General features: G+C 55.3%; 10 protein-coding genes and 1 pseudogene. All 11 read left to right on the forward strand.

The window, feature by feature from the left end; all coding sequences use genetic code 11:
- Positions 1 to 7 precede the first annotated feature (7 nt).
- A complete protein-coding gene (locus NK55_RS10810; protein ID WP_041429273.1) occupies positions 8 to 1,186 on the forward strand; it encodes a peptidylprolyl isomerase in 1,179 nt (392 codons plus the stop codon).
- A 52-nt stretch (positions 1,187 to 1,238) separates the two neighbouring features.
- The gene (locus tag NK55_RS12545) at positions 1,239 to 2,126 is read left to right on the forward strand and encodes a glycosyltransferase family 2 protein (protein ID WP_024125739.1); all 888 of its coding nucleotides are present in this window, start codon (positions 1,239 to 1,241) and stop codon (positions 2,124 to 2,126) included.
- A 408-nt stretch (positions 2,127 to 2,534) separates the two neighbouring features.
- The gene (gene rfbF / locus NK55_RS10820) at positions 2,535 to 3,308 is read left to right on the forward strand and encodes a glucose-1-phosphate cytidylyltransferase (protein ID WP_024125741.1); all 774 of its coding nucleotides are present in this window, start codon (positions 2,535 to 2,537) and stop codon (positions 3,306 to 3,308) included.
- Positions 3,305 to 4,380, forward strand: a pseudogene (gene rfbG, locus NK55_RS10825) (CDP-glucose 4,6-dehydratase). The gene rfbF and the pseudogene rfbG overlap by 4 nt, the downstream one beginning before the upstream one ends.
- Positions 4,377 to 4,937: a dTDP-4-dehydrorhamnose 3,5-epimerase gene (rfbC, locus tag NK55_RS10830; RefSeq protein ID WP_024125743.1), complete on the forward strand. Its 561-nt coding sequence runs from the start codon at positions 4,377 to 4,379 to the stop codon at positions 4,935 to 4,937. The pseudogene rfbG and the gene rfbC overlap by 4 nt, the downstream one beginning before the upstream one ends.
- The gene (locus NK55_RS10835; RefSeq protein ID WP_024125744.1) at positions 4,934 to 6,175 is read left to right on the forward strand and encodes a class I SAM-dependent methyltransferase; all 1,242 of its coding nucleotides are present in this window, start codon (positions 4,934 to 4,936) and stop codon (positions 6,173 to 6,175) included. The genes rfbC and NK55_RS10835 overlap by 4 nt, the downstream gene beginning before the upstream one ends.
- The gene (locus NK55_RS10840) at positions 6,172 to 7,053 is read left to right on the forward strand and encodes an NAD(P)-dependent oxidoreductase (protein WP_024125745.1); all 882 of its coding nucleotides are present in this window, start codon (positions 6,172 to 6,174) and stop codon (positions 7,051 to 7,053) included. Before NK55_RS10835 ends, NK55_RS10840 begins: the two co-directional genes overlap by 4 nt.
- Complete coding sequence (locus NK55_RS10845; RefSeq protein ID WP_024125746.1) at positions 7,050 to 8,219, forward strand: class I SAM-dependent methyltransferase; 1,170 nt, start codon at positions 7,050 to 7,052, stop codon at positions 8,217 to 8,219. The genes NK55_RS10840 and NK55_RS10845 overlap by 4 nt, the downstream gene beginning before the upstream one ends.
- 102 nt (positions 8,220 to 8,321) lie before the next feature.
- Entirely contained in the window at positions 8,322 to 9,107 is a 786-nt protein-coding gene (locus NK55_RS10850; protein WP_024125747.1) for a cephalosporin hydroxylase family protein, read from the forward strand.
- Positions 9,108 to 9,117: 10 nt separating this feature from the next.
- The gene (locus NK55_RS10855) at positions 9,118 to 10,620 is read left to right on the forward strand and encodes an MATE family efflux transporter (RefSeq protein WP_041429274.1); all 1,503 of its coding nucleotides are present in this window, start codon (positions 9,118 to 9,120) and stop codon (positions 10,618 to 10,620) included.
- Positions 10,621 to 10,825: 205 nt separating this feature from the next.
- Entirely contained in the window at positions 10,826 to 11,986 is a 1,161-nt protein-coding gene (locus NK55_RS10860; protein ID WP_024125749.1) for a glycosyltransferase family 2 protein, read from the forward strand.

Raw genomic sequence — 11,986 nt, forward strand, 5'->3', positions numbered from 1 at the left:
AGGAAAAATGAAAAGCTCCCCCTTGGAGGGCGATCGCCCCGTCCGATACACTGAGGGGAGACAGTCATGGGAAGAAATGGTGAAACGACGCAAACGCTGGTTCGCTCTTTTGGTGATACTCCTCCTCTGGTTGGGGACCTTCCTGTTGCCGCCGCTGGCGATCGCGCTGCCTGTTGAACCTCCACTAATTGCTGCCCTGCCCCAAGGGAATGCCATTACTGATCCCAAAGCCCTGCTCCGTTGGGCCTTACCTATTGACAATCCAACGGTGCGAGAACTGCAAAAGGACCTGGAACAAATCTCTTTTTGGGTGCGGGGCAAACAGTGGTCAAAAATTGCCAGCAACATCAGCAAGGCGAAAACTATTATCCGCGATCGCGCCGATGAACTCCTCCAGAGGATCCCTGCCGAGAAACAGGAAGCGGCCAAAACCCTCTTAGCAGAGTTAGAGACTTCCCTCGATACACTTCAGGAAGCCGCCAAAGCCAAAGATCGCAGCCAACTCTTACCCGCTAAAGCCGCCGCCCTCGACAAAGTGGGGGAGTTGGAGGCCATGATGGTGCAAAACTTTAGCTACACCCCTCCCAAAGGCTATGAGCACTTGCCGCGATTGTTGGGTCGCGCCACTGTAGAGATGGAAACTAGCAAAGGCAAGCTCACAATAGTTGTCGATGGCTACAGTGCCCCCCTGACCGCTGGCAACTTTGTGGACTTGGTACAACGCCACTTCTACGATGGCCTACCCTTTACCCGTGCTGAGGAATCCTATGTGCTGCAGGCAGGGGATCCACCGGGACCAGAGGTTGGCTTTATCGATCCCAAGACCAATCAATACCGCGCCATTCCCTTAGAAATTCTTGTGGAGGGAGATAAGTATCCCCTCTATGGCATTACCCTTGAGGATGCGGGTCGTTACCTAGACCACCCCGTGTTGCCCTTTTCCGCCTATGGTACGGTTGCCCTAGCGCGTCCCAACGATGATCCCAATGGTGGTTCGTCGCAATTTTTCTTTTTGCTCTTTGAACCTGAACTGACCCCAGCAGGATTAAATCTCTTGGACGGCCGTTATGCTGTCTTTGGCTATGTTGTCGAAGGAGAAGAAACTCTGCGGCAACTGCGCCAAGGGGATAAAATTCTCTCAGCCAAGGTTGTAGATGGACTTGAACATCTGGTGCAGCCCACCTAGGCTCCCTACTAATTAAAACAGCGTGAAAAGTTATTCAGTGACTAGGGGTATTGTGAACAATCAGCCAAAATTACTTGATCCCTTAAGCATTGCTCCCACCCGACCAAAACCACGACTAAGCATCGGCATGCCAGTATATAATGGTGCCAAATTTATTCGTGACGCTCTCAATTCATTGTTAGGGCAAAGCTTTACCGATTTTGAACTGATCATCTCAGATAATGCCTCAACGGACGAGACCGAGGCCATCTGCCGAGAATACGCAGCAAAAGACAGCCGGATAAGGTATATCCGCCAAACGCACAACATGGGTGCAGCTGCCAACTTTAAGTATGTTCTAGATCAAGCAGTTGCCGAATACTTCATGTGGGCCACTGCAGACGATGTATGGGATAGGGATTGGATTGCTGCACTCTTGCCTATAGCCGTTGAAAATTCTTGCCTTGCATTCGGCAGTATCCGAACGATAGATGAAGTCGGTAACTTAATTAGCCACCCTGCAAGCAACGGCACTTTCACTTATTCTGGAAGTAAACTATTGCGTCGCCTAAAGTACGCACTAGAGCCTAATTTTTTGGGAAAAGCCAATCCAATCTACGGGATTTTTCCAAAAAAAGTTATAAGCGATGACGCAATGAACATCCTTTCCTCGGGACTCTATGCTGCCGATACGCATTTCTTGTACTATATCCTAGGGAAGTGCAACATTAAGTCAACTAAAGAGGTGTTTCTCTATAAGAGAATTCACAATCTATGTTCTGGCAACCAAGAATATTCAGATCTTGACCGTGCTGTCGCTAACTTGAGAGGTTACGGAGTGCAGAGTAGCATCCTCGAGCGTATTCTTTTGGTGTCTCTTCTGCCAGTTGCTCCACGACTTTACGGTATGTTCGTCCAGGTGAAGCGCTATATTGCTATATTGAAGACGCGATGTTTTTGAACTCTAAGGTATGATCATTATCATTGCTCAGTTGTACTGCAGAATTGGCACCCAGATGTTTCAGTACGCAGCAAGTATTGACCTTAGCGCTCCAGAAAATGTGCCATTGCGCTTCGAGACTTGAATGGCTTGACCGACTGTGTTTGAACTGGGGATTGAATTTGGGCTGCGTATTCAGCCTTGATTTCCACACTTAAACCCATTGAGACGCAGCAGTTGCTTGATCTCTCTGTGCGCCCACTGGTACACCCTCTGTTCGATACGACCAAGCCCAACGGCATGCCCAGAAAGTCTTGGATATAAGTCGGTCATAAATCTCGTCGTATTCTTGTGCTGATGTCCTTTGCTTGCCTTTACTAACGGGCTTATTCTATCATATTGATGCTACAGCGATTAAGCAAATCAATAATGAAAGCTGTTATTCTTGCCGGCGGCTTAGGCACCCGCATCTCCGAGGAAACTCATCTTAAACCAAAGCCGATGATTGAAATTGGCGGTAGGCCCATTCTGTGGCATATCATGAAAATCTACGCCGCCCACGGTGTAAACGATTTTGTAATCTGCTGTGGCTACAAGGGATACCTGATCAAGGAATACTTCGCCAATTATTTCCTTCACATGTCGGACGTCACCTTCGACATGACGCACAACACCATGGAAGTCCACAAGCGCCAGGCCGAACCGTGGCGGGTGACGCTCGTCGATACGGGTGAGCAGACGCTGACCGGCGGTCGCTTGAAACGTGTTGCGGCTTACGTCGAAAATGAAAAAGCGTTTTGCTTTACCTATGGCGATGGCTTGGCTGACATCGACCTGACGCAGGAGATCGCTTTCCATCTGCGGCATGGAAAACTTGCCACAGTGGCGGCGGTCCAGCCACCGGGCCGCTACGGCGCGCTTCAGATGGAGGGGAACAGGGTCTGTGGGTTTACGGAAAAGCCGCGGGGGGACGGCGGCTACATCAATGGAGGCTTTTTCATCCTATCGCCAAAGTGTTTGGACCTCATCGCCGGGGATCAAACCAGTTTTGAAGGTGAACCGCTCGCTCAGCTTGCCCAGATGGGCGAATTGGTGGCATTTGTTCACGAGGGCTTTTGGCAGCCCATGGATACCTTGCGCGACAAAAACCATCTGGAGGAGCTGTGGAATTCGGGCAAGGCGCCTTGGAAGATTTGGGAATGAACATGGGGTTTTGGCAAGGCAGGCGGGTGTTGGTCACCGGCCACACTGGCTTTAAGGGCAGCTGGCTCTCCCTATGGCTGCGCGAGCTGGGTGCCACACTATGCGGTCTGGCCTTGCCGCCTGCCACGCAGCCATCCCTCTTCGAACTGACCGGCATCGGCGAAGATATCGAAGGCCATATGGTCGATATCCGGGACGCAAATGCTGTAGCGACTCGGATTCGGTGCTTTGCACCCGAGATCGTTTTCCATTTGGCTGCCCAGCCGCTGGTGCGGGCCAGTTACATTGACCCCTTGGGCACCTTCTCCAGCAATATCATGGGCACCGCCCATGTGCTGGATGCCCTGCGTGGTCTGGATTCGGTGCGTGTTGCCGTCATGGTGACCACCGATAAGGTTTATGAAAATCGCGAGTGGCCCTACCCCTACCGTGAAACGGATCCCCTGGGCGGCCATGACCCCTACAGTGCGAGCAAGGCCGCCAGCGAGATCGTGGTCGCCAGTTATCGCGATGCCTTTTTGCGCGCCCAAGGTGTGGCCATTGCCACGGCCCGCGCCGGCAACGTCATCGGCGGTGGTGACTGGTCTGAGGATCGGCTCATTCCGGACGCGATGCGCGCGTGGTTTTCTGGAAAGCCCCTTCTGGTACGTCGGCCCAATGCCATCCGCCCGTGGCAGCATGTGCTCGAGCCCCTGTATGGCTATCTCGTCCTGGCCGAAAAGCTCTGGGCGCAGCCGGAACTGGCCGGGGCCTACAATTTCGGTCCGGATCCCATCGAGGCGGCGACGGTCCGGGAAGTGGTCGAGCAGGCTAGGCAGGTTTTCGGTGCGGCAGAAGTGCAATACGCCAGCTCGCCGGAAGGGCCCCATGAGGCCCACTGGCTGGCGCTGGAGACCGCCAAGGCGCGCACGCTCCTCAAGGTCAAGCCCAGGTGGAACCTCACTCAGGCCATCGAGCGGACCGTGTCGTGGTACAAGGCCGTGAGTCGGGGGGCGATGCGCGTGCCTTGTGCCTTGCCGCCATCGCCGACTATCAGCATGACGCCAGTCAAGCCGGCGAGGGCGCGCCATGAACCACTTGACCATCACGTCCACGCCCCTGGCAGGGCTTGCGATCCTTGAGCGTCATACCCTTGGGGATGCGCGCGGCTACTTTGAGCGGCTTTTCTGCAGCGATGAGCTGCAAGCCTTGCTGGCCGGCCGAACCATCGTGCAAATCAACCACAGCTTCACAGCCCAGGCAGGGACCGTGCGCGGGCTTCACTTCCAGTATCCCCCCCATGCCGAGATGAAATTTGTGCACTGCCTGCGCGGGGAAGTCTTTGATGTGGCCGTGGACCTTCGGAAAGGCTCGCCCACGCTTCTTCAGTGGCATGCAGAGGTGCTCAGCGCCGATAACCACAAAACCCTCGTGATCCCCGAAGGGTTTGCCCACGGCTTTCAGACCCTGACCAATGATTGTGAAATGCTCTACCTCCATACCGCGCCCTACCATCCCGAGGCTGAAGGCGGTCTTCATCCGCTTGACCCTCGCCTGAATGTCGGCTGGCCGCTACCGGTTTCGCAGCTCTCCGAGCGCGATGCCAGCCACCCATGGATCAATGACGCCTTCGAGGGGCTTGTCCTATGAACTGCCGTCACTGTAACGCACCCCTTGAGCTTGTACTCATCGACCTGGGGACGCAGCCCCCATCCAATGCTTATCTTGGCGCCGAAGCCCTGCGCATGCCGGAGCGCTGGTATCCGCTGCGTGTACTCGTCTGCGAGCAATGCTGGCTTGTGCAGACAGAAGACTTTGCGCAACCTCAAGAGCTCTTCAGCCCCGATTACGCCTATTTCAGCGGCTACTCCTCCTCATGGCTTGCCCATTGCGCGCGCTTCGTGGGGGAGGCCGTCCAGCGTTTCGGGCTGGGCCCCGACAGCCATGTGGTGGAAGTGGCCGCCAATGATGGCTACCTGCTCCAGTTCGTTCAGGCGCGGGGCATTCCCTGCCTGGGCATCGAACCCACTGCCAGCACTGCAGCCGCCGCACGGGCCAAGGGCATTGCCATCGTCCAGGATTTCTTCGGCGTCCGGCTGGCGCAGCTGCTCGCCAGTGAGGGCAGACAGGCCGATCTCATGATTGCCAACAATGTGCTGGCCCACGTGCCCGACATCAACGATTTTGTTGCCGGCTTTACCATTTTGCTCAAGCCCCAGGGTGTCGCCACCTTCGAGTTTCCACACCTTCTGCGGCTCTTGGCCGAAGTGCAATTCGACACGATCTATCATGAACATTTCTCCTACCTCTCGCTGACCGCGGTGGAGCATATTTTCACTCGCGCCGGCCTGACGATATTCGATGTCGAAGCCCTGCCCACCCACGGCGGCAGTCTGCGCATCTATGCCCAGCGCGCCGATACAGGTAAACAGCCCATCAGTGACCGTGTCGATGCCCTGCTTGAGGAAGAGCGCGCCGCCGGGCTGACCCAGCGTGCGACCTACAGCGGCTTTCAGGAACGTGCGGAGCGCATCAAGGACGACTTCCTTGAGTTCTTGCTCACCGCCAAACGGGAAGGTAAACGCGTCGCTGCCTATGGCGCGGCGGCCAAGGGCAACACGCTTCTCAACTTTGCTGGCGTCAAGCCCGATCTCCTGCCGTTTGTGGTGGACAAAAACCCGGCCAAACAGGGCAAATATCTCCCGGGAAGCCGCATTCCCATCGTCAGTGAAGAAAAACTCAAGGAAACCCAACCCGACTATATCGTGATCCTGCCCTGGAACTTGCGCGAGGAGATCATGGCGCAGCTGGCTTATGTGCAGGCATGGGGGGGACAATTCGTCATCGCTGTGCCAGCGCTTGAAGTGTCAAAGGGTAAGATGACATGAGGGTGTTGCTGACCGGAGCCAGTGGATTTATCGGCCGCTATGCGCTTAAGGCCTTGCAACGACAGGGGCTCGAGGTGGTTGCGATCGGTCGTACCCGACCGCAAGCTCCCGTGCGGTTTATCGAAGCCAATCTCTTAAGCATCACCGATTTTGGTCCGCTGATGCAGCAAGCTCAGGCGACTCATCTATTGCATCTGGCCTGGTACGCCGAGCACGGCAAATACTGGACGTCGCCTCTGAATTTACGCTGGGTTGAAGCGACGACACGGTTGGTAGAGGCTTTTTGCGCTGCTGCCGGGCAGCAGGTGGTGGTCGCCGGTACCTGTGCTGAATACGATTGGGCGCATGGCTACTGTAGGGAGGACAGCACGCCGCTGAACCCGGCAACACTCTACGGTACGGCTAAGGATGCAACCCGTCGCTTGGTCATGGCGGTTTGCGCGCAGCATCAAGTGCCTTGTGCCTGGGGGCGGATTTTTCTGCCGTACGGCTATGGTGAATCCGCTAGGCGACTGATTCCCTCGCTGATCGACGTGTTCCGCGGTGAGCGTGCGCCTTTTGGAGTAAATGCAGCCTCGTACCGTGACTTTCTGCACGTAACCGATGTGGTAGAGGGGCTCGTCCGGTTACTCACCACCGGGGTCAGTGGCGCATTCAACATTTGCTCGAGCGAGCCCGTGCGTGTGGCTGAGGTCGTGACGACTTTGGCATCCTTGCTGGGGGCAGATCCAGAGCCCGTTCTCGCCTTGGCCACGGAGGGGCCCGGGGAGCCTTCTTTGCTCATCGGTGAGAACCTGAAACTCAAGGCGCTCGGATGGCGACCCACACTCACGCTGGCGCAAGGCCTTGAACGCACGCTCCACGGGGAAAAATCATGAAGACACATCGCTGCCCAGTGTGCGAGCACGCGCAACTCAAACCTTTCTTACAGCGCTCCCAGGTTCCCGTTCACCAGAATCTGGTAATGACCAGTCAGGATGCCGCCCGCACGGTGACGCGCGGTGAGCTCGACTTGGTCATTTGCGAGGCATGCGGCTTTGTCTTCAACCAGGCTTTTGACTTGTCGCGCTTGAGTTACGGCGAGGCCTATGACAATACCCAGTCTTGCTCTGCCTATTTCGACGCCTATCTGGATGGCCTGGTGCAGGACATGGTGGAGCGACAGGGCGTACGCAACTGCACGATTGTGGAGGTCGGTTGCGGCAAGGGGCACTTTCTCAAGAAGCTGGTCAGGTACCCGGGCGCCAACAACACAGGCTTTGGATTCGATCCCAGCTATGTGGGGCCGCTGACTGACTTGGACGGGCGACTGCAATTTCGTACTTGTTACTACAACCACAGCTGTACTGACATAGCCGCAGACGTGGTGGTCTGTCGCCATGTGATCGAGCACGTTCCTGAGCCCTTGGAAATACTCCGCTCGGTGCGTGCAGCCCTGGCGTCGTCGCCGAAGGCCAGAGTGTTTTTCGAGACACCCTGTGTCGAGTGGATTTTGCGCCACCGGGTAATCTGGGATTTTTTCTACGAGCACTGCTCGCTTTTTACCGCAGACTCTCTGGGACTGGCCTTCCGGCGCACCGGCTTTGCTGTAGAGCGCGTTGAGCACATCTTTGGTGGGCAGTATCTGTGGCTAGAAGCCCGAGTAGCGGACATCGATGAAACCTTGCCGATCGCTAGTGAAACCATCCGACTGGCAATGACCTACGCAGCCGATGAACAGAAGCTCAGAGAAGTCTGGTTGGCACGCCTGCATAACTTGCGTCAGAACGGGAAAGTAGCCTTGTGGGGCGCTGGCGCCAAAGGCGCGACCTTTGCCAATCTGGTCGATCCTGACTGCACTCTGATCGATTGTGTCATCGATCTGAATCCCAACAAACAGGGCTGCTTCATTCCGGGCACAGGCCATCCGATTGTTGCGCCTGCCGATCTGCCTGCTCGTGGAGTGCGCAACGCCCTGCTGATGAACCCAAACTACCGACAAGAAAACCTACAACTGCTAGCCAAGGCTGGCATTGAACTAAATTTGATTGACTGGAACGAATGATTAAGCTGATTCTACCCTTTGGTTCGTCCTCATTTCATCGCAAGCCGAAACAAGAGTCGGCGGACAAAATAAATCTTAATCAAGAATGCGAGGTAGAGACATATGGAAGGTGATATGTATCGCAAATTCAAAGCAGAAGGCAACACAGAAATTGCGGCAATGGGGCAGCTCCCAGCTTTGGCAAAATTGACAAATAGTTGGATTAAATCGGTTACGCAATTCAAGTATTCCTACCATTTCGAGTGGCTTGGCCGCCCCATTATCCAATACCCCCAAGACATGGTGGCGATGCAGGAGCTCATCTGGCAAATCAAGCCGGATCTCATCATCGAGACCGGCATTGCCCATGGGGGCTCCTTGATTCTCTATGCCTCAATGCTCGCGCTGCTCGATGTGTGCGAGGCCATCGAAGCGGGTACCGTGATCGATCCAAGGCAATCCCGTCGGAAGGTGCTGGGCATCGATATCGAGATTCGACCGCATAATCGAGCCGCCATCGATGCCCACCCAATGAGGAGCCGCATCCAGATGCTCGAGGGCTCCAGCATCGCGCCGGAAATCATCGAGCAGGTGCGGCAGATCGCTCAAGGGTACCAGCGCGTTCTCGTGTGCCTCGACTCCAACCACACCCACGACCACGTGTTGGCAGAGCTCAACGCGTATGCACCTCTGGTGAGTGTTGGTAGCTATTGCGTGGTGTTCGACACCATCGTCGAGGATATGCCCAAAGAACTTTTCCCCGATCGCCCTTGGGGGCCGGGCAACAACCCCAAGACCGCGGTGTGGGAGTACCTCAGGACCCACCCAGAGTTCGAGATCGACAAGAGCATTCAGCACAAGCTTCTCATCACGGTCGCGCCGGATGGCTATTTGAAGCGTGTCAGTTAACGGTGTGCCCGTGGTCAAGCGCAATCTCATTGCCAACTATCTAGGCCAGGGCTGGATGGCGCTGATGGGGATGGCGTTCATCCCCCTCTACATCGAGTACCTGGGGATTGGCGCTTGGGGTGTGGTGGCGTTCGTGAGTTCTCTGCAGGCCTGGCTTCTGTTGGTGGACATGGGGTTGACACCAGCAGTGAGCAGGGAGATGGCGCGCTTCACAGGAGGCATCTATACGGCGGAGTCCATTGGCGGCCTGCTGCGGGCTTTTGAGCTGGTCTGTTTGAGTGCCGGGGCGCTCGTCGTGGCGGTAGGCGTGCTGGGCGCGCAGTGGATCACCGCAAACTGGCTTGCGAGCCCTGGTGGCCAGGCAGATCGCTTCGCGACTGCCTTGCAAATCAGCAGTGTTGTGCTCGCAGGACGTGTGCTGGAACAGGGTTACCGTGGCGCGCTTCGAGGTCTACAACATCAGGTTTGGCTGAACGCGGCGGATTCCGTGCTGGCGACGCTCCGCTGGGGCGGCGCTGCCGTCGTGATAATGCGCTGGCCGACGCTTGAGGCGTTTTTTGGGTGGCAGGCTTTTGTGTCTCTACTGTCTGTGGTTGCGCTGCGGTGGAAAACGCACCATGTCCTCGGGTCGCCAGTCAAGGAAGCTCGAGCGGATTTCAGGATGCTATGGGCCATCCGGCACGTGAGCGGCGGGATAGGGTTGATCACGTTTCTTGCGCTGTTGCTGACCCAGATAGACAAGTTATTGCTCAGCAGGCTGCTCACGCTGGAGCAATATGGGGCCTATATGCTAGCGGCAACCGTCGCCGGTGGGCTGTCGTTTCTGGTCATGCCCCTTACGTTGGCCGTCGCCCCAAGGCTGGCCGAGTTGGTCGCGCGGGGAGATGAAGCCGGGGTGGTTCAGCTCTATCGCCAAGCCTCCCAGTCGGTGGCGGCGGCCATCGTACCTGTTGCGATGACGCTGGCAGTGTTCGCTCATGAAATCCTCGCCTTGTGGACAGGCAACCCCACCCTCGCCCATGAGGCTGCTCCCATGCTCTCCTTGCTGGCGCTTGGCACGATGTTCAATGCATTCATGCATGTGCCATATCAAACCCAGCTCGCCTACGGATGGACCAGTCTGGCGGTAAAGATCAACCTGGCCGCGGTGACGCTTCTTGTGCCGGCGATCGCTATCTTCGTGCCGATCTATGGCGCCATTGCTGCGGCGTGGATCTGGCTTGTGCTCAATGTGGGCTATGTGGCCGTCGGGATTCGCTTCATGTACAAAAAGCTGCTGCAACATGAGAAGAACGATTGGTACCGCTACGGAGTGGTGATCCCTGTTGCCATATCCGCTGCTTGCCTGATCGGAATTAAAATGACTATGCCCAGTTATTCGCCTAACCCCTTGGCTATCGTTGCTACCCTATTTGTTGGGCTGTCTTGTAGCATGGTTCTCACCATGACTGCGCTGCCGATATTGAGGCAGCGGGTATTTGATACGTTTCGAACCATTCGGAGGTTAAGATGAATCCAAGAATCTCACAAGAACAGGAAAAGCCTAACACGCAAGCTTCCCATTCGCGCCAGGCCGCCATGGTCAGCATTGGCATGCCGGTGTATAACGGGGCGTCAATCGTCTGGCCAAAGATGGAATAAAACTTCGTACACTGAGATGTAAGTTTGTCAAATTGACAAATAGCATAAATTTGCTTCTAGGTTAGGGGAAAAACATTATGAACTTCCGGAATGCGTCACGTAGCACGAGTCTTCTTTCCATAGTGGTCCCGACAAAAGGGCGTACCTCAACTCTTACGTGGGCGTTAAAAACAGCACTATGCCAGCATGGCGATGACGTAGAGATCCTTGTGTCTGACAATGACACGTCTTCTGCTACCAAAAACCTAATTGACCACCTGGGCGACACCAAAATTCGCTACGTTAAGACGCCCCGACGCCTGTCTATGACTGACCACTGGAATTTTGCCATATCGGCGTCGCGTGGCGACTACGTTCTGGTCCTAGGAGACGATGACGGGCTTCTGCCTGACGCCGTGGAGCGAGTGCGACGTACTATTGAAATACACCGCCCAGACGTGATCTATGGACCGATGGACTTTTACCGCTGGCCAGTGGGCGATGAGCCGGGCATGGTTACGTGGATCGCAAGGAGCGGCTCCGATCACGAAGTGGACTTGCTTGCATTGAGAAGACGCATACTTCGCATGGGCGGCGCACGCTGGGAAACATTGCCATCTGTCTATAGAGCATTTGTACACCGGCGCGTTCTTGACGAGCTTTATGTAAAAACGGGTAAGTACTGCGATAGCCTGATTCCAGATGTGTATACAGGGTTCGCAATTGCTGGATTGCAACCGTTGCGCGCCTTCTGCCTTTCGTATCCTATCGCGATTTGTGCTATGTCTTACGCTCCAAACCAAAAGCCGATGCCAAAAATTAACGAGACAGAGCAGCAACTAGCTTTATCGCATATAGCGGAATACGACGATCTGGGCTATCTTGTGTCGCTACCACCTTTTTTTCCCAGGACTTTCAACAGCTTCGCTGAAAGTATGTTGCTTGCGGTCTCACGCTTTCCTGAAGAGAGAAGAGGGAGCGATCTCAACTACAGTGCCCATTTGGCATGGATGCTAAGCTGGTCGCGGGCCGCGGATCCCTTCGAAATCTATCGCCTGAGAAATGATCTGCAGCCGTTCGGATTTAATTTTATCGAGTTCGCGTTTTGGTATTCTGCATACAAGGTGCGTCACTGGTACTCACATATGTTAAGCAGACGTATAGCTAAACGATCATCCAATAATGTAGATCTGGCTGATGTTGTTTCAGCAGCGCACTATCTTATGGAGTGGCATCGGAAGACTGTCCGCTCAAGATGA

The organism is Thermosynechococcus sp. NK55a, assembly GCF_000505665.1.
In the GTDB taxonomy this organism is placed as follows: Bacteria; Cyanobacteriota; Cyanobacteriia; order Thermosynechococcales; family Thermosynechococcaceae; genus Thermosynechococcus.

Excerpts from the sequence above, each read along its gene's own strand:
- NK55_RS10810 (WP_041429273.1), top strand. The coding sequence starts at position 8 with ATGAAAAGCTCCCCCTTGGAGGGCGATCGCCCCGTCCGATACACTGAG.
- rfbF (WP_024125741.1), top strand. The coding sequence starts at position 2,535 with ATGAAAGCTGTTATTCTTGCCGGCGGCTTAGGCACCCGCATCTCCGAG.
- rfbC (WP_024125743.1), top strand. The coding sequence starts at position 4,377 with ATGAACCACTTGACCATCACGTCCACGCCCCTGGCAGGGCTTGCGATC.
- NK55_RS10835 (WP_024125744.1), top strand. The coding sequence starts at position 4,934 with ATGAACTGCCGTCACTGTAACGCACCCCTTGAGCTTGTACTCATCGAC.
- NK55_RS10840 (WP_024125745.1), top strand. The coding sequence starts at position 6,172 with ATGAGGGTGTTGCTGACCGGAGCCAGTGGATTTATCGGCCGCTATGCG.
- NK55_RS10845 (WP_024125746.1), top strand. The coding sequence starts at position 7,050 with ATGAAGACACATCGCTGCCCAGTGTGCGAGCACGCGCAACTCAAACCT.
- NK55_RS10850 (WP_024125747.1), top strand. The coding sequence starts at position 8,322 with ATGGAAGGTGATATGTATCGCAAATTCAAAGCAGAAGGCAACACAGAA.
- NK55_RS10860 (WP_024125749.1), top strand. The coding sequence starts at position 10,826 with ATGAACTTCCGGAATGCGTCACGTAGCACGAGTCTTCTTTCCATAGTG.